General features: G+C 68.5%; 23 protein-coding genes and 1 pseudogene. 11 read left to right on the forward strand and 13 right to left on the reverse strand.

Features of this window, described 5'->3' with window-relative positions; translation table 11 throughout:
• Positions 1-202: 202 nt before the first annotated feature.
• The 7 genes and pseudogenes from ACJH7A_RS27730 to ACJH7A_RS27760 form a co-directional block, all read right to left on the reverse strand.
• Positions 203-569, reverse strand: a pseudogene (locus ACJH7A_RS27730) (hypothetical protein).
• Positions 566-1,498 carry a metallophosphoesterase gene (locus ACJH7A_RS27735; RefSeq protein ID WP_064860709.1) on the reverse strand — a complete coding sequence of 311 codons (933 nt, stop codon included), beginning with the start codon at positions 1,496-1,498 and terminating at the stop codon, positions 566-568. Before ACJH7A_RS27735 ends, ACJH7A_RS27730 begins: the two are co-directional and overlap by 4 nt.
• Entirely contained in the window at positions 1,495-1,827 is a 333-nt protein-coding gene (locus ACJH7A_RS27740; RefSeq protein WP_374704303.1) for a cupredoxin family copper-binding protein, read from the reverse strand. Before ACJH7A_RS27740 ends, ACJH7A_RS27735 begins: the two co-directional genes overlap by 4 nt.
• Positions 1,828-2,026: 199 nt before the next feature.
• The gene (locus tag ACJH7A_RS27745; protein ID WP_061001675.1) at positions 2,027-2,734 is read right to left on the reverse strand and encodes a Rieske (2Fe-2S) protein; all 708 of its coding nucleotides are present in this window, start codon (positions 2,732-2,734) and stop codon (positions 2,027-2,029) included.
• A complete protein-coding gene (locus tag ACJH7A_RS27750; RefSeq protein WP_061001674.1) occupies positions 2,731-3,276 on the reverse strand; it encodes an RNA polymerase sigma factor in 546 nt (181 codons plus the stop codon). The genes ACJH7A_RS27745 and ACJH7A_RS27750 overlap by 4 nt, the downstream gene beginning before the upstream one ends.
• Positions 3,277-3,374: 98 nt before the next feature.
• Positions 3,375-4,658 (reverse strand): CdaR family transcriptional regulator, encoded by a 1,284-nt coding sequence (locus tag ACJH7A_RS27755; protein ID WP_135357344.1) that lies wholly within the window; start codon positions 4,656-4,658, stop codon positions 3,375-3,377.
• A gap of 179 nt (positions 4,659-4,837) precedes the next feature.
• Positions 4,838-5,377 carry an NADPH-dependent FMN reductase gene (locus tag ACJH7A_RS27760; protein WP_064860710.1) on the reverse strand — a complete coding sequence of 180 codons (540 nt, stop codon included), beginning with the start codon at positions 5,375-5,377 and terminating at the stop codon, positions 4,838-4,840.
• A 147-nt stretch (positions 5,378-5,524) separates the two neighbouring features.
• Here ACJH7A_RS27760 and ACJH7A_RS27765 point away from each other — a divergent pair, with 147 nt between their 5' ends.
• From ACJH7A_RS27765 to ACJH7A_RS27775, 3 genes are read left to right on the forward strand one after another with little or no spacing between them, the layout of a single operon-like run.
• The gene (locus ACJH7A_RS27765; RefSeq protein WP_406774260.1) at positions 5,525-6,115 is read left to right on the forward strand and encodes a TetR/AcrR family transcriptional regulator; all 591 of its coding nucleotides are present in this window, start codon (positions 5,525-5,527) and stop codon (positions 6,113-6,115) included.
• Position 6,116: 1 nt separating this feature from the next.
• A complete protein-coding gene (locus ACJH7A_RS27770) occupies positions 6,117-7,142 on the forward strand; it encodes a DNA polymerase IV (protein WP_406803071.1) in 1,026 nt (341 codons plus the stop codon).
• Positions 7,142-8,302 carry an AAA family ATPase gene (locus ACJH7A_RS27775; protein WP_061001670.1) on the forward strand — a complete coding sequence of 387 codons (1,161 nt, stop codon included), beginning with the start codon at positions 7,142-7,144 and terminating at the stop codon, positions 8,300-8,302. The genes ACJH7A_RS27770 and ACJH7A_RS27775 overlap by 1 nt, the downstream gene beginning before the upstream one ends.
• 19 nt (positions 8,303-8,321) lie before the next feature.
• Here ACJH7A_RS27775 and ACJH7A_RS27780 read toward each other — a convergent pair whose 3' ends face one another.
• Together ACJH7A_RS27780 and ACJH7A_RS27785 are read right to left on the reverse strand one after the other, a co-directional pair.
• On the reverse strand, positions 8,322-9,179 hold the full coding sequence (locus tag ACJH7A_RS27780) for an SDR family oxidoreductase (protein WP_061001669.1): 858 nt from the start codon (positions 9,177-9,179) through the stop codon (positions 8,322-8,324).
• 27 nt (positions 9,180-9,206) lie between these two features.
• The gene (locus ACJH7A_RS27785) at positions 9,207-9,839 is read right to left on the reverse strand and encodes a TetR/AcrR family transcriptional regulator (protein WP_061001668.1); all 633 of its coding nucleotides are present in this window, start codon (positions 9,837-9,839) and stop codon (positions 9,207-9,209) included.
• Positions 9,840-9,966: 127 nt separating this feature from the next.
• Here ACJH7A_RS27785 and ACJH7A_RS27790 point away from each other — a divergent pair, with 127 nt between their 5' ends.
• Entirely contained in the window at positions 9,967-11,448 is a 1,482-nt protein-coding gene (locus tag ACJH7A_RS27790; RefSeq protein WP_406803072.1) for a cytochrome P450, read from the forward strand.
• Positions 11,449-11,469: 21 nt separating this feature from the next.
• Here the strand turns inward: ACJH7A_RS27790 and ACJH7A_RS27795 are convergent, their stop codons facing one another.
• The 3 genes from ACJH7A_RS27795 to ACJH7A_RS27805 all read right to left on the reverse strand — a co-directional run bounded on the left by ACJH7A_RS27795 (position 11,470) and on the right by ACJH7A_RS27805 (position 13,902).
• Positions 11,470-11,952 carry a homocitrate synthase gene (locus ACJH7A_RS27795; RefSeq protein WP_212813707.1) on the reverse strand — a complete coding sequence of 161 codons (483 nt, stop codon included), beginning with the start codon at positions 11,950-11,952 and terminating at the stop codon, positions 11,470-11,472.
• Positions 11,953-12,106: 154 nt separating this feature from the next.
• A complete protein-coding gene (locus tag ACJH7A_RS27800) occupies positions 12,107-12,898 on the reverse strand; it encodes a Fic family protein (RefSeq protein ID WP_212813705.1) in 792 nt (263 codons plus the stop codon).
• Positions 12,898-13,902 (reverse strand): DUF294 nucleotidyltransferase-like domain-containing protein, encoded by a 1,005-nt coding sequence (locus ACJH7A_RS27805; RefSeq protein WP_212813703.1) that lies wholly within the window; start codon positions 13,900-13,902, stop codon positions 12,898-12,900. Before ACJH7A_RS27805 ends, ACJH7A_RS27800 begins: the two co-directional genes overlap by 1 nt.
• 105 nt (positions 13,903-14,007) lie before the next feature.
• Between ACJH7A_RS27805 and ACJH7A_RS27810 the strand changes: the two genes are divergently transcribed.
• On the forward strand, positions 14,008-14,757 hold the full coding sequence (locus ACJH7A_RS27810) for a sulfite exporter TauE/SafE family protein (RefSeq protein WP_406803073.1): 750 nt from the start codon (positions 14,008-14,010) through the stop codon (positions 14,755-14,757).
• Here the strand turns inward: ACJH7A_RS27810 and ACJH7A_RS27815 are convergent.
• A complete protein-coding gene (locus tag ACJH7A_RS27815) occupies positions 14,748-15,800 on the reverse strand; it encodes a phosphotransferase family protein (protein ID WP_406803074.1) in 1,053 nt (350 codons plus the stop codon). The genes ACJH7A_RS27810 and ACJH7A_RS27815 overlap by 10 nt on opposite strands.
• A 101-nt stretch (positions 15,801-15,901) precedes the next feature.
• On the opposite strand from ACJH7A_RS27815, the gene ACJH7A_RS27820 reads away from it, so the two are divergent.
• The 6 genes from ACJH7A_RS27820 (at position 15,902) to ACJH7A_RS27845 (ending at position 23,718) form a co-directional block, all read left to right on the forward strand.
• Positions 15,902-17,434 (forward strand): molybdopterin-dependent oxidoreductase, encoded by a 1,533-nt coding sequence (locus ACJH7A_RS27820; protein ID WP_406803075.1) that lies wholly within the window; start codon positions 15,902-15,904, stop codon positions 17,432-17,434.
• Positions 17,435-17,489: 55 nt separating this feature from the next.
• Entirely contained in the window at positions 17,490-17,852 is a 363-nt protein-coding gene (locus ACJH7A_RS27825; protein WP_406783721.1) for a GatB/YqeY, read from the forward strand.
• A 35-nt stretch (positions 17,853-17,887) separates the two neighbouring features.
• Complete coding sequence (locus tag ACJH7A_RS27830; RefSeq protein ID WP_293020712.1) at positions 17,888-19,414, forward strand: ATP-dependent DNA ligase; 1,527 nt, start codon at positions 17,888-17,890, stop codon at positions 19,412-19,414.
• Positions 19,415-19,458: 44 nt separating this feature from the next.
• Positions 19,459-21,741 (forward strand): carbon starvation CstA family protein, encoded by a 2,283-nt coding sequence (locus ACJH7A_RS27835; protein WP_406803076.1) that lies wholly within the window; start codon positions 19,459-19,461, stop codon positions 21,739-21,741.
• Entirely contained in the window at positions 21,687-21,878 is a 192-nt protein-coding gene (locus tag ACJH7A_RS27840; RefSeq protein ID WP_346416791.1) for a YbdD/YjiX family protein, read from the forward strand. Before ACJH7A_RS27835 ends, ACJH7A_RS27840 begins: the two co-directional genes overlap by 55 nt.
• 193 nt (positions 21,879-22,071) lie before the next feature.
• Entirely contained in the window at positions 22,072-23,718 is a 1,647-nt protein-coding gene (locus ACJH7A_RS27845) for an acyl-CoA synthetase (protein WP_406774227.1), read from the forward strand.
• Positions 23,719-23,791: the final 73 nt, after the last annotated feature.

The raw sequence follows: 23,791 nt of genomic DNA on the forward strand, positions 1-23,791 counted from the left end.
GCCGCTACCTACCGCCAATGGTTAAACACCCAGCTCAACCACGCCGCTTGACTATTAACAGAAATAGGAGCATCAAGTTGCGGCGACGCGCCGCTCGCGACGCGCCGGGCTCGGCCCGGCGGAAGTGGCCAGCTACGCCGATTTCCACGCGACGGGCATCACTGCGGTGGTACAGGCGTGACGGACGTGACACATGCGACCATCACCCCCGCGTGGCGCGTACCGCCCACACCCCCGCCGCCAGTACGGCCACCGCTTCGGCGACCACACTGAGGACTGCATACGGTACCGGCTCGGCGCCCGTCTCCCACGAATCCGAACAGGCCGACGGTTCGCGACAGCGCGAACGCCGCCAATGCCCCCGCCGACAGCACTCCCGAGGCCCATCCGAACCACCGCGGCGCACCCACCGCCAGCAGCGCGCCGACGGCACAGAACACCGCTGCCTGCACCAGGAAGCCGGTGCCGATCGTCGGGATGTGTCGGTACCCGTGCACATAGAGGTAGGCGTGCACACCGCCGCTGACAACCATGGCCGCCGCGATCACCAAACGGTAGACAAGAGTCACAGCAGGGTCCGTTCCTTGAGCGCGAGCGTGTGCTGACCGGTCTGGTAACTGACCTCACGGATACCGAGCGCGTCGTGCAGCTTGCCGGCCGGCAACGTCAGCGGTTTCGGTGCCGGACCGTCGCCGGGATGCGGCAACGGGTAAGCGGTGGTGGTGCCGCTGTGGAAAGTGATGTTGCCCTCGGTCTTCGAAAATACCTGGTGCACATGCCCGTTGAGGCAGGTCACCGAGGCGAACCGCTTCAGGTAGCTCAGGGCCTGGGCGGAGTCGTCGGTCCCCCAGCCCCAGTCGGGATACATCGCGAACAGCGGGATGTGGCTGAACACCACGATCGGGGTATCGCTCGACAGCGCGGCGACGTCCTTCTCCACGAACTCGAGTTGATCGACGCCGAGGTGGCCGAGTTTCTTCAGGTTCAGTGTGTTCACCAATGCGATGACATGTACGCCGGCGATATCGAAGCTGTACCAGCCGTCGCCGCGGGTGCCCGCGCCGAAAGCCTGGCGGTACTTGGCGCCGGCGTCGTCGGCCGAATCATGTTCTCCCGGAACGGTGAACACGTGCGGGGTGCGCAGTCCGGTCATCATCTGCCGGACCTGGTCGAATTGTTCCGGCGTGGCCAGATGCGTCAGATCGCCCGTGTGGATGACGAAATCCGGCGTGTAGCCGAGGTTGTTGATGGTGTCGATGGCATGGGTGAACGAGCCGGCGACGTCGGTGTTGGCGGCACCGGTGAAGCCGATGTGACTGTCACTGACCTGGGCGAAGCGCAGCGTGGGCTGCGCGGCCGGCCCGGAAGAGCTACCTGCGACGTGCGACAGCACTTCCCCGCCGACCACCGACAGCCCCACGGCCGCGCCGAACCACGCCGTGTGCCGGAGCAGTTGGCGGCGGTTCATCTGCTGCGGGTCGCCTTGCGAGTCACTCATTTGACGACCACCGTCCCGTGCATGAAGGGGTGAATGCCGCAGACGTACGTGTAGGTGCCGGGCGCTGCGAACACGTAGCTGAAGGTGGCGCCGGAACCCATTGTCGGAGAGCGGAACTGACCGCCTTCGGCGACGACGTTGTGTGGGTCTTCGTCGTGGTTGGTCCACGTCACGGTCGTTCCGGCCGGCACCGTCAGCGTGTCGGGCGCGAACGCGAAGTTGTCGATGTTGACGGCGTTCGGGCCGGCCGGCATCGGCGCCTGGTGGCCCGGTTCGGGCGGGGCCATCGTCATCGAGCCCATCGCGGGTCCGGACCCGGAGCCCGACATGCCAGGCGTGACGCCGGAACTGAAAACCGCGGTTGCAGTTGAGCTTTGTGGAACGGTCGAGGTGCATGCGGACAGGAACAGGACTGCGCCGGAGAGCGCCACCAGGGATCGTCGCGACACGACGGGAACCTCCGTAGTCGTCGGGTACGGGCGCGCCTGCGCACCCTCACCAACAGATACGGCGGCGGGTTACACCGCCTCAGGCCGGCTGGCTCGGCGGCGTCGGCGCGAAAACCTCGATCACGCCGCCCACCTCCCGAACATCGAACTTCGGCAAGGGTTTTGGCGCAATCGGCAACTGATGGGTCAGGACGTGACCGTCCGTGGCGAACGACGTGGAATGGCACGGGCAGCGCAACCTGTCGTCCGGCCCGTCGAACCAGAGCCGGCAGCCCTGATGCGTGCAGACACCCGAGATGCCCTGCACGTTCCCGTCGACCCTGCGCACGAACCCCACGACCGAGCCCAGGTCGAACGGATGCACCGCACCCTCCGACACCTCGGCGCTGTCGGCGACCTTCTGCCACGTCCCCGCCGACGGAACCAACTCCTGGCTCGCGGTGTCCTGCTTGCCAGACCCACTGCGGCCCACCAACGCCCGGTCGACGGCGACCGCGGCCACCGCGGCACTGGCGGCCGCCGATGTCCCGACGATCACCTGCCGTCGGTTGGCGCGCAGCCAACCCGGCTTCGGCGCCGCCGCGTCGTCGCCGTCGAACTGTGCGGCGAGTCTGGCGTGCAGATCGGCGAGGAACTCCGGACGCGGCTCGTCGGCGCCGGGCCGGGCCGCCTGTAGGTCGATCGCCGTCCGCATCTGCGCCGCGTCGAAGTCGTCGGGCGTGAACCGCGACGGCTTGCGGCCACGCAGCAGATCGTCGAGGTACCGGCGCAACCCCCGCGCGTTCATGGCTCGCCCTTCTCGTTGATCTGTGCCGCCAGCCGTAATGCCCGGTGTTGCAACACCTTTGCGTTGGCGACGCTGACGCCGAGCTCCGCTGCGGACTCCTTGATCGACTTGGTCTGGAGAAATCGCAGCTCCAGTATGCGTCGATAGTTGTCCGGCAGGGCGTCCAACACCGCGGCGACACGGTCCGGCGCGGTACTGATGGACTCCTCGGCTTCCGGCGGCGCCTCGATGTCCAGGTCGATCACCGTGATCTCCCGCCCCATCGTCTCGCGCCAGTGCGCGGCGAGCACCGTGCGCGCGGTACTGCGCAGATACGACCGCACCTCGGCAGCACTTGCCGTCAGCCGCAACGGCCGCAGCGCGGCGAGAAACACCTCGGCGGTGAGGTCCTCGGCGTCGGCCTGATTGCCGACCCGCGCGTAGATCGTGCGGTAGACCCACGTCGCGTTGTCCTGGTAGACGGATTCCCAGTCGGGATACCGGGAATCCGACGACACCACGCGGAGCGGGGGTCGGTGCACAGGATCACGCTGTGCAGACACATTGGCCCCGTCTCATCGGTGCGGCCCGGCACACCCCGGGACCACTTCGACAAGTAGATAGCCGCCGGGGTTACATCGGGCTGCCGCGGGCAACACCGTCACCCGCCGTCGTCCACCGGGTCCAGCAGCCGGTCACCGAACAGACTGCACAGCAGCAGCGCCACCTCGACGTCGAGCCGGTCGTCCTCGATGGGCCGGCCCCGGCGTTCGATCGCCCGCTGCACCCGGTATTTCACCGAGTTCGTGTGCAGGTGCAGTTCCTCGGCCGCGGCCTTGTTGCTGCCGCCCGCCTTGAGGAAGGCCTGCAGCGTCTCCCGGAGGCGCTGGTCGCCGTCGGTCGAACAGGCCAGCGGGCCAAGCACTTCCGTGGCCCACGCCGACAGCGCATCGACATTCGACCCCAGCAGTGCCGCGAGTGCGATGCCACGGTGGCCGAACGCGGTGAACCGGCGCCGCTGCGGGCCCGACGCCACCGCGACGGCGCGGGCGTCTTCGGCCTGCCGGTGCGACAGCCGGAAGCCGGCGACGCCGGACTGCGGAGTGCCGGCGGCGACGTACGGCCCGTCGGCCGGCACCAGGCTCCCCAGCCACGTCACCGCCTCCGCGATCACTGCCGCGGGCACTGCGACCCAGGCCCATGCCGTGGCGCGGTCGACCGAGACGAAAAGCGGCGAATCTGCCGCGCCGATCGACGCGGCGAACTGCTGGATCAACCGTTCCATCTCGGCCAACCGGTCCTCGGAGTCGTCGCACCACAGCACCACCGCGAGATGGGTGCGCTGCAGTGGATAACGGATCGCCACCGTCGCGGCGTCGATGTCGACGTCGCCGCCGGCCAGCAGTTCACGAATCTCCGTGATGCGCACGCTGTTCCGGTTCTCCAGCCAACTCTCGCGGGCCTGTTGGTACACCTCGATGACCTCTTGGGAGATCCTGTCGATGTAGTTGAACGAGATCGTCGACATCACGTCGAAGACGTCCAACGCCAGCTGCGGGTCGAAGTCCGCGGTCCGGACCTCCTCCAGGACCTCTTTCAGTACCGCCTGATGGCCGAGCCGGTACGACCGGACTAGCACATTGGCGGAGATGTCGCGCTGCGCCAGCCGCCGCGCGTGTTCGATCGCGGCCGCGGGGGCATGCAGGAGGTCGATCGAGATACCGTGTCGCGCCGCGGCGAAGAACGCATCGATGTTCGCGGCGACCGAGTCTGCCAGGATCTGCTGAAGTTGCTCTTCGTCGCGCAGCTCGGCGATGTCGGATACCAGCAGCTCGGAGATGGAGCGCGTGATGTCGGTGAGCCGAGCGTCCAGTCGCGTGCCGATTCCGGCCACCGCCTGCGTCAACGCGTCACCCGCGCCGGTGCGGTCTGCGCCACCGGCCACGTTAACTGCCTGTTTTCCCGGCCACCCCCAAACCGTAGTTCGTCGTCAGTCCGTTTGTCCCCGAAGAACGGCAGCTACCGGAATTTTCGTCGCGGTGTTCGCTCAGCGGCCACACAGCAACGGGGCCGCCGATATCCGTTCGCGGATACCGGCGGCCCTGATGTTCACCCGAGGTGTGTTCAGCCGACCTCGGCGGCCAGCTTGGCGACCACGCCACGCACGCCCTCGACGACCTCGGCCGCCTCGCGGGGATGCTTGCCGTCGAACGCCGAAGCCGGCAGGGACAGCTTGACGTCGACGACATCCGCACCGGCGATGCCGAACGACTTGCGGCTCTCGTCATGTGCCCACACCCCGCCGTACTGGCCGAGCGCGGTCCCGATGACCGCCAGCGGCTTGCCGGCGACGGCGCCGGAGCCGTACGGGCGCGACAGCCAGTCGATCGCGTTCTTCAAGACGGCGGGAATGGTGCCGTTGTACTCCGGGGTCACAGCCAGGATCGCGTCCGCGTCGCCCGCGATCTGGCGCAGCGCGACGACCGCCTCGGCAACCGAGTCGTTGTCGATGTCCTCGTTGTAGAACGGCAGGTCGGCCAGCCCGTCCGCGACACGTACCGTCACGCCATCAGGCGCAGATTCGACCGCCACCTCGGCGAGCTGGCGATTGAGCGAGGCCGCGCGGAGGCTGCCGACCAGGACCAGGACCTTGGTATCTGCCATTTTCTTTCCCCTAGCTTGTCTCTGTGGACCGTTCCGGCGAACCGATCCTCGCACGAGTCAACCGGACTGCGGTCCGATTCATTCCGCCTGAGTTAAAGTTTTTTCATGAGCGACGGGGTGGCGCAACTGCGGCCCACGAACCTGCCCATGGCGGGTCTGCCGATGAGTCCGGCTGCGCCGGTCGAGCGCGGCGATGCTGCGCGCAACCGGCTCCTGCTTCTCGACGCGGCCCGCCGGCTCATCGCCGCGCGCGGCTCCGACGCCGTCACCATGGACGACATCGCGGCCGAGGCCGGCGTCGGCAAGGGCACCCTGTTCCGCCGGTTCGGCAGCCGCGCCGGCCTCATGCTCGTACTCCTCGACGAGGACGAGCAGGTCGAGCAGAACGCCATGATGTTCGGCCCACCTCCGCTGGGTCCCGGCGCACCGCCGCTGGAACGACTGCTCGCCTACGGCCGCGACCGGCTTCAGTTCGCCTGGCAGCACCGCGCCCTGCTGTCCGACGCCGGGCGTGATCCGCAGAGCCGCTTCGGGGCCGCCGCCGCCGTCCACCGCACCCACGTCCGGATGCTGCTGCACACCGCCGGCACCACGGGAGACCTCGACGCCCAGACCGATGCCCTGCTGGCTCTTCTCGACGCCGACTACATCAGCCACCAGCTCGACGATCTGGGTCACAGCCTGCAGGCGCAGGGCGATGCGTGGGAAAGCGTGGCGCGCAAGCTTTGCGGGACCTGAGATGACCTGGGTACTGCACGTCGACCTCGATCAGTTCCTGGCGTCCGTCGAATTGCGCCGGCACCCTGAGCTGGTCGGTCTGCCCGTCATCGTCGGCGGCAGCGGTGACCCCACCGAGCCCCGCAAGGTGGTCACGTGCGCTTCCTATGAGGCAAGGGAATTCGGCGTCCACGCCGGGATGCCGCTGCGCACCGCCGCCCGCAAATGCCCGGAGGCCGTCTTCCTGCCCTCGGATGCGCCCGCCTACGACGAAGCCTCCGAACAGGTGATGGGCCTGCTGCGCGACCTCGGCCATCCGGTCGAGGTGTGGGGCTGGGACGAGGCGTATGTCGGTGCGGCCGTGGCTGACCCGTTCGAGCTGGCCGAGAAGATTCGCGCCGTGATCGCCGCCGAGACCGGCCTGTCGTGCAGCGTCGGCATCAGCGACAACAAGCAGCGTGCCAAGGTCGCCACCGGATTCGGCAAGCCGGCCGGGGTTTTCGCACTCACCGCGAACTGGATGACGGTCATGGGCGACCGGCCCGTCGACGCGCTCTGGGGCGTGGGTCCCAAGACCGCGAAGAAGCTCGCCGAGCTGGACATCACCACCGTCGCGGAGTTGGCCCGCACCGACGCCGAGCTGCTCACGTCGACGTTCGGCCCGACCACTGGGTTGTGGATCCTGTTGCTCGCCAAGGGCGGCGGCGACAGCAACGTGACGGCCGAACCGTGGGTGCCGCGGTCACGCAGCCACGTGGTGACGTTCCCGGCGGACCTCACCGACATCGCCGAGATGGACTCCGCGGTCAGCGATCTGGCCCGGCGGACCCTCGATGAGATCGTCGAGCAGGGCCGTGTCGTGACCCGGGTAGCCGTGACCGTGCGCACCAAAACGTTCTTCACCCGCACCAAGATTCGCAAGTTGCCGGCGGCCGGTACGGATCTGGAGACCATCACCCGGACCGCCATCGACCTGCTGCACGACTTCGAACTGGACCGGCCGGTGCGGTTGCTCGGGGTGCGGCTGGAACTGGAGATGCCGCAGTAGTGCTCACCACCATCGCCATCCGGGGCTACCGGTCGCTACGCGAGATCGTCCTGCCACTGTCGGAGCTGACCGTGGTGACCGGAGCCAACGGCACCGGCAAGTCCTCGGTGTACCGGGCGCTGGGACTGCTGGCCGACTGCGGACGCGGCGAGGTCATCGGGTCGCTGGCCCGCGAGGGCGGGTTGCAGTCGGTGTTGTGGGCCGGCCCGGAGAACACCAGCGGCGCGCGCCGGACGGGTACCACCGAGGGCACCAGCCGGACCCGGCCCGTATCGCTCGAACTCGGCTTCGCGGCAACCGATTTCGGCTATTTCATCGACCTCGGCCTGCCGCAGGACCCCGGACACAACTCGATGTTCGGTCAGGACCCCGAGATCAAGCGCGAGACCGTGTTCGCCGGGCCTTCTCCCCGGCCCAGCAGCGCTCTGGTCCGTCGCACCCGGACCTACGCCGAGGTGGCATCCGACTCGGGCCGCGGTTTCGACGAACTGACCCGCGCCCTGCCCAGCTACCGCAGCGTCCTCGCGGAGTACGCGAACCCCGAGGCGCTGCCCGAGCTGGCCGCGGTCCGGGACCGATTGCGCGACTGGCGTTTCTACGACGGCTTCCGCGTCGACCGGGACGCCCCGGCCCGCCGCCGCCAGGTGGGCACCCGAACCCCGGTACTGAGCAACGACGGCAACGACCTGGCCGCCGCCGTGCAGACCATCCTGGAAGCCGGGTTCGATGATCTGCCGCGCGCGGTCGCCGATGCATTCGACGGCGCCGAGATATCGGTGAGCTCCGACAGCGGGTTGTTCGAACTGCAGCTGCACCAACGCGGCATGCTGCGGCCGCTGCGCTCGGCCGAATTGTCCGACGGCACACTGCGATTCCTGCTCTGGGGCGCCGCCCTGCTGACGCCGCAGCCGCCCGCGCTCATGGTGCTCAACGAGCCGGAGACGTCCCTGCATCCCGACCTGGTGGGCCCGCTCGCGGACATGATCGCCGCTGCCGCACGCAAGACGCAGGTCGTCGTCGTCACCCACTCGGCACGGCTGCGCGAGCGGCTGGCCGCGTGCGACGCGAGCGAAGTCGAACTGGTCAAGCAGTGGGGCGAAACCCGGATCGACGGCCAGACCATGCTCACCGCGCCGCCGTGGGACTGGGGAAAGCGCTGAAGCTCAGCAGTTTTGGGGTTCAGCCACGCTTCGGCCGCAAGGCGCGCGTGAACAACACGTTCACCTGACGCATCGACACGCTGTAGGGCCACCACGCCAGCCGCTTGAACAGGTACAGGGCCCGGATGTCGGGTGACGTGTAGACCATGAACCGGTTCTTGGCCACCCCGGACAGCAGCTTGTCCGCAGCCTGCTCGGGCGACACCGCGTGTCCGGCGAACCTGGCCACCCAGCGCTGCACCTGCGGATCGTCGCGATCCACGCCCGCGATCTGAACCGTCTGCACCAGAGGCGTTTTCACCGCGCCCGGCACCACGACCGACACCCCGATGCGATGCCGTGCCAGGTCGAAGCGAAGTACCTCGCTGACCCCGCGCAGGCCGTACTTGCTGGCACTGTAGGCGGCGTGCCACGGCAGCGCGACGATGCCCGCGGCCGATGAGACATTGGCCAGCCGACCACCGCGGCCGGCGGCCACCATGGGCGGGACCATGGTCTCGATGACGTGGATGGGCCCCATCAGGTTGACGTCGACCATAGACCGCCAGTGCTGATGGGTCAGGGTGCTGACGGTGCCCCAGGCTGAGATCCCGGCGATGTTGAGCACCACATCCATGGCCTCGTGCCGGCTGTGGATGTCGGAGGCGAAAGCCGCGACGGCGTCGTAGTCGGAGATGTCCAGCGCGCGGTGTTCGGCCACCTCCCCGCCGAGTGCCCTGGCGTCGGCGACGGTCTGTTCCAGCCCGGTGGCGTCACGATCGGTCAGATAGAGGACCGCGCCCTGCTGGGCCAGCTTGAGCGCGGTCGCCCGGCCGATGCCGCTGGCCGCCCCCGTCACGAAACACCGCTTGCCTGCGTAGCCGCTCCACCGCGTCATGGCCCGACCCTACACAGGCCCCGTCTTTCAGACAGAGACCTGGCCGCCACCCCATAAGGCGCTGAGCCACAGTCGTTCCACGATGTCGACGGCGCGCTGCGGGTCGCCGCCCCGTCCGATGAACGCGCTGTCTCGCGACAGCGTGTAGGCCGTGGTCGACACCAGGGTGCGAACCAACGCCGGCAAGTCGTCGGAAATCGGGCGCCGACCGGCGTCCTGCTCGATGAGTCCGACGATCTTGTCGATGACGCCGTCCTCGAAGTCGGCCATCAGGTCGCGGATTTCGGCGTCAGTGTTCTGGGCTGCGGTGCACGCCGCCATGATCGGGTCGTTGATGGCGTAGACCGCCGCCGCGCTACCGACCATGCGCTTGGCGAAGGATGCCGGCGTCTCGTCCGGTTCGCGCGGCGCGAAGTTGTGGGTGAGCTCGTCCAGTTCCTCCATCGCCGCGGACACGATCCGGGCCAGCACGGAGTACTTCGAGTCGAAGTAGAAGTAGAAGCCGGACCGCGCCACGCCGGCGCGGGCACTGATGGTGCTGACCGACAGATCGGCGAACGGCCGCTCCTCCAGCAGTTCGCGAACCGCCTCGATGATGGCGTCGCGTTGCTTGTCGCCGCGACTACGGCCCTTGTCGGCCGTCTCGACTTCAGCACTCATGGCGCTCACGATGTCATCGCCGACACGCCAATTCAAAACTTGACACGCGTCAAGTATGGCAGCCAAGATGACAACAGGTGGTGACTTTCACCACAAAAGAGCATCAAGAGCAGACAGGAAACCCTGGATGGCGACCATCAGCACCCCGAACTACCTCCTCGATCAGGCCATGCGGCGCCTCAAGCCGACACCCGTCACGGTGCCGGGCATGGGCGTCATCGAGAAGCGGCTGCTGGCCACCGACTGGGACCAGTTCAAGCTCGCCGAGCCGCCGGCAGGCAGCGGCCTCAAACCGATCATGGGCGACTCCGGGCTGCCGGTCATCGGCCACCTGATCGAGGTGTTCCGGGGCGGGCCCGACTACGTCCTGGACATCTACCGCAAGCACGGGCCGCTGTACTACGCGCAGACGCCGGCGCTGCCGGCCGTGATGGCGCTGGGGCCGGATGCGACGCAGGCCGTGTTCTCCAACCGCAACAAGGACTTCTCGCAGCGCGCGTGGGATCCGGTGATCGGTCCGTTCTTCGAGGGCGGCCTCATGCTGCTCGACTTCGACGAGCACATGTTCCACCGCCGGATCATGCAGGAGGCGTTCACCCGCTCGCGGCTGACGGGCTACGTCTCGCACATCGATTCCGTGGCGACCAAAGTGCTGGCCAACGACTGGGTGGCCAACGATCCCCGATTCCTGTTCCACCCGGCGGTCAAGGAGCTGACGCTCGACATCGCGTCCGAGGTGTTCATGGGACACCCCGCGGGGACCGACCACAAGCTCGTCACCACCATCAACCAGGCCTTCACCACCACGACCCGCGCCGGCAACGCCATCATCCGGAAGCCGGTGCGCCCCTTCGCCTGGTGGCGCGGTGTCCAGGCCCGCAAGACGCTCGAGGACTACTTCTCCAGCTCCATCGCCGAGAAGCGCCGCTCCGACAGCACCGACATGTTCAGCGTGTTGTGTCACTCGCAGGACGAGGACGGGCAGAGCTTCACCGACGACCAGATCGTCGCGCACATGATCTTCCTCATGATGGCCGCGCACGACACCACGACGTCGACACTGACGACCATGGCCTACCACCTGGCGGCCAACCCGCAGTGGCAGGACAAGCTGCGCGAGGAATCCGAGCGCATCGGTGACGCCCCGCTGGACATCGAGTCACTGGAGAAGCTGGAAACCTACGACCTGGTGATGAACGAGGCGCTGCGCCTGCAGACGCCGCTGGGCTTCAACTTCCGCCGTGCCGTCCGCGACACCGAGCTGCTGGGCTACTACATCCCGGCCGGGACCGACGTCGTCACCTGGCCCGGCATGAACCACCGCCTGTCCGAGCTGTGGACCGATCCCATGAAGTTCGACCCCGAACGGTTCGCCGAGCCGCGCAACGAGCACAAGGCGCATCGCTACGCGTTCGCCCCGTTCGGCGGTGGTGCACACAAGTGCATCGGCATGGTCTTCGGGCAGCTGGAGATCAAGACCGTGATGCACCGGCTGCTGCGCCAGTACCGCTTGGAGCTGACGCACCCCGGCTACGAGCCCTGGTACGACTACGGCGGCATGGCCGTACCGGTCGACGGCATGCCGATCGTGTTGCGCCCCATTCGCTGACCTCGCGGAACGCGTGACGGACTAGGCGTGCAGCCGGTTCGCGCACGCGATCATCGCCCGCAGCGCGGACTGGACCGGGTCGCGGGCCCAGCCCATGGCCCACTCCGCACGCACGCCGTCGCTGCCGTGGATGAAGGTCGCGATGCCGCCACCGACGGCGGGCAGTTGATGGAACTTGATCATCTCGACGGCCATGCCGCGCTCGTGCAGCATCGCGGTCAGCGCGGCGACAGGGCCGGTCGCGGTGGCCGTCGAGGTCGCGATGCGGTCGCCGACGGCGATGCTGGCGCGGTACCGGCGCGGGGCGGTGATACCGCGGCGACGGTCGTCGTCGCCCGCGGTGTCCCAACTGCCCAGACGGACCGGGCCACCTTGGTGACCGTAGTGGTCGACGAAGGTGTCGTGACACATGGTTTCGGCGTGTTCGCGCAGGTCACGGGGCACCGGGCGGTCAAACAGATCCGCGAAACGCGACGTGGTGGAGATGGCGGTGGAGGTGAACATGCGTCGGTCTTTTCTGCTCGAAAGAAGTGACCGACAGGTAGTAGCGTCCGACCCACAGCGAGGGGTCGGTCAGGATCAGACCCCGCTGTGGGTACTGGCTACTACGAGCATGTGAAGCATGGTCGCCGAGGTTAGTCCGCGACCGCGCCTCGGGTCAAGACGATTTCACCGCCGGGTTGAGCAGCCACAGGAACGGCCGGTGGCTGAGGCGCCCGTCGCGGTGCAGCGGCATGCTGTCCCGCGCCGCGGCATACCAGGCGGCACGGCTGACACCGGTGAAGTCCAGTTGCCGGCCGCACCGGCCGGCGAGCGCGTGCAGCAGCAGCATCCCGGTGCGTCCGTTGCCTTCCCGGAACGGGTGAATCTGGTTGTACCGGGCGTAGATCCGGGACAGTTCCCACGCCAGCCTCGGGTTGCCGAACTCGGCGCCGACGTCCGCCAATGCCGTTGCCGCGAGCTCGATTTCGGCCAACCCGGCGGCGACGTCGACCTGCCAGGTGAACGCCGAGTCACCGCGGCGGATGTCGACGGTGCGCAGCTCCCCCGCCCACTCGTACACGTCACCGAACAGCTCGCGGTGCATGGCTCGGACGTCGATCTCCGTCTCGGTCGCCGATTGCCGACAGTGCCACAGCACCATACGGCCCGCCGTCACCTGGAATTCCACGGCTGCCAGGTCCGGTCCGTGTTGAATGCCGAAGTTGTTGCGCAGCACCGATGTTCCGGGGATCAGGTACGGCGCCCGGCGCCGGAGGAACCGGCGCCGCTTTTCGAGCGTCGGCGGATACTGCGCACGGCACCGTGCCAGGTAATCGTCGAACTCGACGGCACCGGAAGCCAGCGCACCCAACTCGACGATGTGGGCGGGCTGGGGTTCCCAGCCTTCGATGCGCTGGGCGGCCAGGGTCTGCTGCACCGCGTGGTGGGCCAGCAAGCTCGTCTCCATCAGCGGAACGCCGATGTCGAGGCGAGGTACGTCAGCTTGCGGCTGATGCCGGCCACCTCACGGGCGACGCTGCGCAGCATGGCCCGCTCCTGTGGCGGAAGTTCGGACAGCACCACCTGATCGCCACCCGCACGGGACGTCCACCGGAATCTCACCATGGCGGCGAAGCAGTCCTGCAGCACCGAAACATCTTCGGCATCAAGCACATTCGCCGCCTGCGCCGCATCGAGCCGGCTCGGCGTCGACAGCGCGGTGGCACCTGCCGACACCCCGGCCCACCGCGCGATCTTCACCAGCGGATCGACGACCGTCGGCTTCAGGTCGACGGTGTCGGACTGACTGGCCAGCATGCGCAGCCGGGACGGAAACGACGCGCGGAACGTCGTGGCGTCCTGCAGCAGGTACTGACGGGCCGGATAGTGGTCGACGGCGGCGCGCACCACCTGCGCGCGCAGGAGGTCCTCGGTCACCCCGTCGTCGGCTCCATGGACGGCACGGGAGTCGGCCAGTACTCCGGTCATCACCACGCCGCGGTCCTCCCGCGGGTCGGACGTCCAGTGCGCGATGCCGTCGGACCAGGCGTCCGCCGTCCGGCAGAACCGCGGCCGGCTGGCCAGCACCCCGTTGGCGTCGGCGCGCACCCCGCACCGCTCCAGCACAGCATGCACCTGCGCTGCCGCTGCCAGCGCGTCGTCGCGCGCGGCATCGTCCGCCAGCACGACCAGGGTCTCGACGTCGGATCCGGCCATTGCCTCGCCCCGCGCGACGCTGCCGGAGACGAACCACGAGCAGGACGGTCCGGGCGTCAGCCGGACAGCCGCGGCAACGCCGGACCGGAGCACCTGCGACCATGCGGCCGCGATCCCAGCGGCCGGCGCAGATGCGCGCGCAGCGGCCCGCACCGCTTGCAGGCCCAGTTCGATTCCCGACCGCAGCGCGTCCTCGCCGCCGGCCGCGTGGATCGCGGCGAGGGCGGCGTCGACACCGAGATCAGCCGAGGACATGCCATGTTTCTATCGGACGACAGTTACCTCCGCGTTTCGTGCACGCTTTTCCGCGGTCAACGCGGATTTTCGTGCACAAATCGCGAGGTTGTAGGGTTTGCCGCGATGAGCTGGCAGCACGCGTCACTTCTGCTCGCCGCCGGTGTCATAGGCGGCCTGACCGGGAGTATCGCCGGGTTGGCCTCCGTCGCGACGTACCCGGCACTGCTGATGGCCGGGCTGCCGCCGGTGGCGGCGAACGTGACCAACACCGTCGCGCTGACCTTCAACACCATCGGATCGGTGTGGGGTTCGCTTCCCGAACTCGAGGGCATGGGTCCATGGTTACGCCGGATGCTGCCGGCCGCCGCCCTCGGCGGCGCGGTCGGGGCCGCACTGCTGCTGGCGCTTCCCGCCGAGGGATTCGAGGTGGTGGTCCCGATACTGCTCGGGCTGTCCTCGGTGACCATCGCCATCCCCCAACGCCGCGGCGCGGACGACGAGCCCGGCCGCTGGCGTTCGATGCTCATCACCACCGCGATCTTCGCAATCTGCTTGTACGGCGGCTATTTCGGAGCTGCCGCCGGCGTGGTACTGCTCGCACTGCTGCTGCACAGCGGCAGCGAGTCGATGGCCCACGCCAACGCCGCGAAGAACGTCATCCTCGGTGTGGCCAATGGTGTTGCCGCCGTGGGCTTCATCGCGCTGGCGCCGGTGAACTGGATTGCCGTGGTGCCACTGGGCATCGGGTGCCTGGTGGGTTCGCGACTCGGTCCTGTCGTCGTCCGCCACGCACCCGCGACGCCGCTGCGACTGGCCATCGCGCTGGCCGGCCTGGCACTGGCCGTCAAGCTGGGCTACGACGCCTACCGGTAGGCGAACGGGTTGTCGCCCTTGGCAACCCGGACACCCAGGTGAATCAGCTCGGTGGCCGAGGCATGCAGCTTCTCCCCCGCCTCGCGGTCGGCCAGGCCCGCCAGGAACCGCGACCAGGTGCCCTCGATGACGATGCCCAATTTGAAGCACGCCATCGCGATGTACCAGTCCAGGTGCTCGGTGCGGCGGCCGCCCGCGGCGAGGTAGGCGTCCAGCAGTTCGTCCCGACCAGCCAGGCCACCGGCCTCCGCCAGCGCGGCGCCGACGACGATGGCATTGGGCGCGGTCGGCCAGCACACCAGCATCCAGCCCAGATCCAGCAACGGATCGCCGACGGTGCACATCTCCCAGTCGACGAACGCCGCCAGTTCCGGCCGGTCGTGGCGCAGCATGACGTTGTTGAGGTGACAGTCGCCGTGCATGATGCCGGGCTCGCCATCGGGTGGTCGGTTGTCGGTCAGCCAGGTCGCCAGCTGCTCGACACCGTCGAGCGATTCGGGGTCGTAGTGGTCGTGGCGGTAGCTCTGCAGCAGCCCGACGAACTGCGGAACCTGTCGCGCCACAAACGATCCGGGCTTGCGGATGGCCGCGAGCGGGCTGCCGTCCCAGGCAACATTGCCCAGCTGCGCCAGGCTGCCCGCGTACGACAGCCCGACGTCGTGTCGTAGGCCGGCGTCGGCGGCGTAGGCCGGCGAGAGTTCCTCGCCGGGGTTGAAGCCGTCGACCTCGGCCATCAGGTAGAAGACGACACCCAGCACCGACGGATCCTCGCAACCGGCGATGAAAGCGGGATGCGGCACCGCGGTTCCGGCCAGGGTCCGTAGTACGGCGATCTCGCGCTGCATGGTCTTGTCACTGTTCGGCCGGGGATGCAGGGGCGGGCGGCGCAGCACCACGGGGCGGCCGTCGATGTGCAGTCGCACCACGATGTTCTGGGTGCCGCCGGTCAGCGGCTCGACGGCGGTGACGTGCTCACCCAGCCCCTCGGCGCGGATCCAGTTCTGGACGATGTCTCGGTCACGGTCGGTCAGAGTCGGCTGCATGATGCAGTGATTCTGGCCCGGGATCGGCCGAACGGGCAGCCAATTCTTACGATCCGTTTTCATTTGGCGTCGGCGCCGCGGCTGCGCCGTACTGTGAATGTGTGGCATTTCGACTGGACCCGCACCGATCGCTGGCCGGACTGGCGGCCGCGGCCGTGGCGCTCGGTGTCGCGGCGCTCCTGGCGATTCCGCTTGGGCCACATGCCGATTCCCGCACCGCCGTCGGGTCGGTGGTCATCGACCTGACCCCGGGACCACTCAAAGAGTGGGCGATCCAGACCTTCGGCACCAACGACAAGCTGTTCCTGACCGTGGCCGTGCTCGTGGCCATCGCGCTGATCGCCATGGTGACAGCACAATTCGAGGACCGGAAGCTCGGCAGCATCGCCCTGGGGCTGGCGGGCGTACTGGGCGCCGCCGCGGTGCTGTCCCGCACCGGCGCCAGACCGGTCGACGTCGCCCCGTCGCTCGTCGGCGCGGCCGCGGGCATCGCGGTGCTGCGACTGCTGGTCTCCGATCGCCTCGGTTCCGCGGCCCCGGAACCGGAGGCGGATACAGATACCGATCCCGGCCGCCGCCGGTCGCTGGCGGCGCTGGGCTTCCTGGCCGCCGGCACGCTGGCCGGGGTCATCGGGACAGTGCTGGGCCGCGCCGCGTCGTCGGTTGCGGGTGACCGCAGCGCCTACACGCCGCCGGCAGCCAAGCTTCCCGGACCGCCGATACCGCCCGACGTGCAACCCGCTGGGGTGGACCTGCCCCCGTTCATCACGCCGAACGCCGACTTCTACCGCATCGACACGGCACTGTCCGTCCCGCAGGTACAGCGGCAGGACTGGCGGCTGCGGATCCACGGGATGGTCGATCGTGAAGTCACCTTCCGATTCGATGAACTGGCGCAGTTCGAGGCGATCGACAAGGTGGTCACGCTCACCTGCGTGTCAAACCCGGTGGGCGGCAACCTGATATCGAACGCCACCTGGACCGGCTACCGCGTGCGCGACCTGCTGGCGCGGGCCGGTGTCCACGCGGATGCCGACATGGTGCTGTCCAAGTCCATCGACGGGTTCACCGCGGGGACACCCGTCGAGGCACTGACCGACAACCGCGACGCGTTGGTCGCCGTCGCCATGAACGGCGAGCCGCTGCCGACCGAGCACGGCTACCCGGCGCGGCTGGTGGTTCCCGGTCTGTACGGCTATGTCTCGGCGACGAAGTGGGTCGTCGACCTCGAACTCACCAGATTCGATCGGGCCCAGGCCTATTGGACGAAGTTGGGGTGGTCCGCGCACGGGCCCATCAAGACCGAGTCACGCATCGACGTGCCGCGCGCCGGGTCCGCGGTGCCGATGGGTACCGCGACGTTCGGCGGCGTCGCGTGGGCGCAGAACCGCGGGGTGCGTGCCGTGGAGGTCCGCATCGACGACGGCCCGTGGCGACCGGCGACGCTGGGCGCCGCGTACTCCAACGACACCTGGCGGCTGTGGAGTTACACGTGGCAGGCGGACCAGCCCGGGCGCCACACGATCACCGTGCGTGCCACCGACAACACCGGCGCGCTGCAGACATCTGAGGTCGCCGGCGCGGTCCCCGACGGCGCGACGGGCTGGCACTCGGTGCCTTTCACCGTCGCCTGACCGTTGTCCGAAATATTCGGTTGGCGAGCGGGATCCACATCAATACGGTGACCGGATGACCGAACCCGCCCAACAATGGCGCACCGGCCTGCGGGCCCGACTGGTCGCGGCACGCAAGGCGAAGGACACCGCCTCGACCGCGGCGCTCCGCAGCGCTCTCAGTGCCATCGACAACGCCGAGACCCCGGACGTGCCGTTGCCACGCGCCGGCGCGATCGCCGACAGCGCCCACGGTCTCGGCGCCGCGGAAGTCGCCCGCCGGCGCCTCACCGATGGCCAGATTCGGGCTCTGATCGAAACCGAGGCCGACGAACGCCGCGCCGCGGCTGAACAGCTACGGTCGGTCGGCCACGACGACCGCGCCGCGCAGGTCGAGGCCGAGGCCGACGTACTGCGTGAGCTCCTCGGCGCCGACTGAACAACATTGTCGGTACCCCATGCCAAGCTGGGGTCATGCTGCTCTCCGACGTCGCGACGGCCTCGGCCGAAGTCGGTGCGGTGTCTGCCCGGTCCGCGAAGATCGCCCGCATCGCGGCTCTCCTCGGGAGCGCGGCCGATGATCCGGCGACCGTCGCCATCGTGGTGCATTGGCTGTCCGGTGAGCTGCCGCAGCGGCAGATCGGGGTCGGCTGGGCGGCGCTGCGCGCGCTGCCGCCGCCGGCCGCAGACGATTCGACGCTGACGGTCATCGAGGTCGACGCCGCGCTGACGGCCATCAAGGCCGTCGCCGGCCGGGGTTCGGGGGCGGCGCGCACCGCGCTGCTCCACGGCTTGTTCGGGGCGGCCACCGAGGTCGAGCAGACCTTTCTGCGTGGGCTGCTCAGCGGCGGGCTGCGTCAGGGCGCGCTCGCCGGGGTCATGGCCGACGCCGTGGCGAAGGCCGCCGGCATCGCCGCCGCCGATGTGCGCCGTGCCGCGATGCTCGGCGGCGACCTGGCCACGGTCGCCGCCGCCGTGCTGTCCGACGGCGCCGCGGGCCTGCAGCGCTTCACGCTCACCGTGGGCCGCCCGGTGAGTCCGATGCTGGCCCAGACCGCCACCGATGTCGGCGATGCCCTCGAAAAGCTCGGTGGCACGGCGATATTCGAGACGAAGCTCGACGGCGTCCGGCTGCAGATACACCGGTCCGGCACCGACGTGTCGGTCTACACCCGCAGCCTCGACGACATCACCGCGCGCGTACCCGAAGTGGTGACCGCGGTGCTGGCCCTGCCCGTGACGGACCTGATCGCCGATGCCGAGGCCCTGGCCATGCGCCCCGACGGCCGCCCGCACCGGTTCCAGGTCACGTCCTCGCGCATCGGCAAACGCGCCGATGATGGGGCGCAACCCCTTTCGGTGTACTTCTTCGACATCCTGCACCGCGACGGCACGGACCTGCTGGACCAGCCGGCCGAGCGCCGCCGCCACGCGCTCGACGACGTCGTTCCCGAACCACTGCGGGTCCGGCGCTGTGTCACCTCCGATTCGGCTGTCGCCCAGCAGTTCCTCGACGACACGCTGGCCGCGGGCCACGAAGGCGTCATGGCCAAGCACCCGGCCTCGCCGTACGAGGCCGGCCGGCGCGGCGCCGGTTGGCTGAAGGTCAAGCCGGTGCACACGCTCGATCTGGTGGTGCTCGCGGTCGAGTGGGGTTCCGGACGGCGCACGGGCAAGCTGTCGAACATCCATCTGGGAGCGCGTGATCCGGCCACCGGTGGCCACGTCATGCTGGGCAAGACCTTCAAGGGAATGACCGACGCGATGCTGGACTGGCAGACCGCGCGATTCACCGAACTGGCCGACGGCCCGCTGGACGGTTACGTCGTGCGGCTGCGCCCGGAGCAGGTCGTCGAGATCGCGTTCGACGGCGTGCAGGGGTCGAGCCGCTATCCCGGCAAGATGGCGCTGCGGTTCGCCCGGGTGCTGCGCTACCGCGACGACAAGCGGCCGGAAGAAGCCGACACCATCGACTCCGTCCGGTCGCTGTACGAACGCTGAGTGTTACCCCGCTTTTCGGAGCGGCCGATGACAGGATGTGGGGCATGTCGCAAGCCACCGCGCACCCCGGCGAATCCGTCGGGGACGTCACCTATGTGCGTACCGACCCGGATCTGCCACCGGTCGCGATCATCGACCGCTCGCCCATCACCACCCGACATCGAGTGATCTTCGGCGTCATCGCCGTGCTCGCCGCCGTGGCGTGGGCCGTCATCGCCTTCGCCCGTGGCGAGACGGTCAACGCGGTGTGGTTCGTCATCGCCGCGATCTGTACGTACGTCATCGGATACCGGTTCTACGCGCGGCTGATCGAGATGAAGATCGTCAAACCCCGCGACGACCACGCGACCCCGGCCGAGCTCCTCGAGAACGACACCGACTACATGCCGACCGACCGTCGCGTGCTGTTCGGTCACCACTTCGCCGCCATCGCCGGCGCCGGCCCGCTGGTCGGCCCGGTGCTGGCCATGCAGATGGGCTACCTGCCGGGCACCATCTGGATCATCATCGGCGCGGTCGTCGCCGGGTGCGTGCAGGACTACCTGGTGCTGGTGATCTCGACGCGGCGGCGCGGCCGGTCGCTCGGCCAGATGGCGCGCGACGAGCTCGGGCCCGTCGGCGGCATCGCGGCGATCGTCGCGGTGCTGGTGATCATGGTGATCCTGCTCGCCGTGCTGGCCCTCGTCGTGGTCAACGCGCTCGCCGAGAGCCCGTGGGGCGTGTTCTCCATCGCGATGACGATTCCCATCGCGATCTTCATGGGGCTGTATCTGCGGTACCTGCGGCCCGGCCGAGTGTCCGAGGTGACGCTCATCGGCGTCGCGCTGCTGCTGTTGGCGGTGGTCTCGGGCGGCTGGGTCGCCGAAACATCCTGGGGTGCAGACTGGTTCACGCTGTCCAAGGTGACGTTGTCGTGGTGCATCATCGTCTACGGCCTGGCCGCATCGGTGCTGCCGGTGTGGCTGCTGCTCGCGCCGCGCGACTACCTGTCGACGTTCATGAAGGTCGGCACCATCTCGCTGCTGGCCGTCGGCATTCTGATCGCCCACCCGGTCATGTCGGCCCCCGCGGTGTCGCAGTTCGCCACCCGGGCCGACGGTCCGGTGTTCGCCGGCGCCCTGTTCCCGTTCCTGTTCATCACCATCGCGTGTGGCGCGTTGTCCGGTTTCCACTCCCTGATTTCCTCAGGTACGACGCCGAAGCTCCTGGAGAAGGAAGGGCAGACGCGGCTCATCGGCTACGGCGGCATGCTGACCGAGTCGTTCGTCGCGATCATGGCGCTGATCACCGCGGCGATCATCAACCAGCACCTGTACTTCGTCATCAACTCCCCCGGCGCGGCGACCGGGACCAGCGCGGCCACGGCCGCGACATATGCCAACGGGCTGGGGCTGTCGGGCGATCCGATCACCGCGCAGCAGATCACCGCCGCGGCCACCGATGTCGGTGAGCACTCGGTCGTCTCGCGTACGGGCGGCGCGCCGACGCTCGCGCTCGGCATGTCCGAAGTGCTGCACCAGGTGTTCGGCGGGTCGAGCATGAAGGCCTTCTGGTACCACTTCGCGATCATGTTCGAGGCGCTGTTCATCCTCACCACCGTCGACGCGGGCACCCGCGTCGCGCGCTTCATGCTGTCCGATGCCCTCGGCAATCTCGGCGGGCCGCTGCGGAAGCTGCGCGATCCCAGCTGGCGCATCGGCGCGTGGACCTGCAGCCTGCTGGTCGTCGCGGGCTGGGGCAGCATCCTGCTGATGGGCGTCACGGATCCGCTGGGCGGCATCAACACGCTGTTCCCGTTGTTCGGTATCGCCAACCAGCTGCTCGCGGCCATCGCGCTGACGGTGGTCACCGTCGTGGTGATCAAGAAGGGGCTGCTGAAGTGGGCCTGGATTCCCGGGCTGCCGCTGTTCTGGGACGCACTGGTGACGCTCACCGCGTCCTGGCAGAAGATCTTCTCCCACGACCCCAAAATCGGTTACTGGCAACAGCATTCGCAGTACCTGGCGGCCGAGGCGGCCGGCAAGACCAGCTTCGGCTCCGCGAAGAACCCCGACCAGATCGACGCGGTCATCCGCAACACCTTCATCCAGGGCACGCTGTCCATCGTGTTCGCGCTGCTGGTGGTGGTCGTCGTGGTCGTCGGCATCGTCGTCGCCCTGCAGGCGATCCGCGGCGGCGGCCGGCCACTCACCGACGACGAGCCGGTGCCGTCACGGCGGTTCGCCCCGCGCGGCCTCTTCGCGACGGACGTCGAGAAGGAGGTGCAGAAGCAATGGGACGCGCTGCCGAGCTCGCCCGCCAGGCCCGTTGGTACTGGTCATCACTGATGGGCGACAACCACTACGCGCGGTACCTGGAGCACCGCCGCCGCACACATCCGGGCGAGCCGGTGCTGTCCGAGCGCGAGTACTGGAAGGCGCGGCACCGCGCCGCGGACCGCAACCCACAGGGCCGCTGCTGCTGATCGAGCCCGCCGGGTGAACAGCTGATCGTCAGGCCGGTGCGCAATGACCGTCTGCACAACCGCCCGCACAGTGGACGCACACCGCTGTCGGCACCTCACAGGGTGGTACCAAAAGAGACGATCCTCACTCCGTGGTACTAAATGAGTGTATGGACAGTTGTCCAGTTGTTGCCCCACCAGCCTTAGGAGAGACGTGCTGTTCACGGTTCCCGACGTCACCGACGCCGTCGCTGCAGCCATCCCGGACCGAACCCTGATCATTCAGGGCGATCGCCGCTTCACCTATGCCGAGGTTGTCACCCGCGCCAACCGGCTCGCCGCCTACCTGCACGCGCAGGGCCTGGGAGTGCACACCGAGCGCGATCAGCTGGCCGGCCACGAAGTCGGCCAGGACCTGGTGGGCATCTATGCGTACAACGGCCCCGAGTTCGTCGAATCCCTGCTCGGTGCGTTCCGGGCCCGGGTGGCGCCGTTCAACGTCAACTACCGCTACGTCAAGGCCGAGCTGCAGTACCTGTTGAACGACGCGGGTGCCTCGGCCCTGATCTACCACGCCGCATTCGCGCCGACGCTGGCCGAGGTACTGCCGGAGCTGCCTAACCTCAAGGTGCTGATCCAGATCGCCGACAGTTCGGGCAACGACCTGCTGCCCGGTGCCGTCGACTACGAGACCATCGTGAACACCGACGTCCCGCCGCCGCCGGTGACGCCGTCGCCCGACGACCTCTACGTGCTGTACACCGGTGGCACCACCGGTATGCCCAAGGGCGTGCTGTGGCGCCAGCACGACATCTTCATGGCCTCGTTCGGCGGCCGCAACGCGATGACGGGCGAGCCGGCGCAGTCGGTCCAGGAGATCGTCGACCGGGCCGCAGCGGCCGCCGAGATGCGGATGATGATCCTGCCGCCGCTCATGCACGGCGCCGCGCAGTGGGGCGTGATGACGGGCATCAACAACGGCCAGACCATCGTGTTCGCCAAGGAGGTCGAGGGCTTCAACGCCAAGGAGATCGTCGAGACCATCGCCCGCGAGAAGATCGCGATCGCGACGGTCGTCGGTGACGCCATGGCCCGGCCTCTGGTCACCGCCATCGAAGAAGCCATCGCCGACGGCACCCACGACCCGACGTCGCTGGTCGTCGTCGCCAACGGCGGCGCCCTGTTCACACCGGCCGTCAAGGGCCGACTCGTCGCCGCACTGCCGAACGCCATGGTGATCGACGGCGTCGGTTCGTCGGAAACCGGCGCGCAGATGTCGCACGTGTCGACCAAGGCCAACGTGTCCAGCGGCACCTTCACCGCCGGTCCGGCCACCCGGATCGTCTCGGAGGACTTCACCTCGCTGCTGACCCCCGGCCACGAGGGCAACGGCTGGCTGGCGCAGGAGGGCTACGTGCCGCTCGGCTACAAGGGCGACGCCGCCAAGACGGCCAAGACCTTCCCGGTGATCGACGGCATCCGGTACGCGGTGCCGGGCGACCGCGCCCGGCTGCTGGAGGGCGGCACCGTCGAACTGCTCGGCCGCGACTCGGTGACCATCAACTCCGGCGGCGAGAAGATCTTCGCCGAAGAAGTCGAGTCCGCCATCGCCTCGCACCCGTCCGTGGTCGACGTCGTCGTCGCCGGACGCCCGAGCGAGCGCTGGGGCAACGAGGTGGTCGCGGTCGTGGCGCTCGCCGACGGCGCCGAGGCCGACGCCGCCGAACTCATCAAGCACGCCGCGGAATCCATCGCGCGCTACAAGCTGCCGAAGGCCATCGTGTTCCGCCCGACCATCGTCCGCAGCCCGGCCGGCAAGGCCGACTACCGCTGGGCCAAGGAGCAGGCACTGCAGGACTAGATGTACTGACCACGGACGTTAGGTACGGCGTGGCGTGGTGACATGAAGAAGACCTCCGAGTGAAGTGCGAGCT

The organism is Mycobacterium sp. SMC-17, assembly GCF_045310915.1.
Taxonomy (GTDB): Bacteria; Actinomycetota; Actinomycetes; order Mycobacteriales; family Mycobacteriaceae; genus Mycobacterium.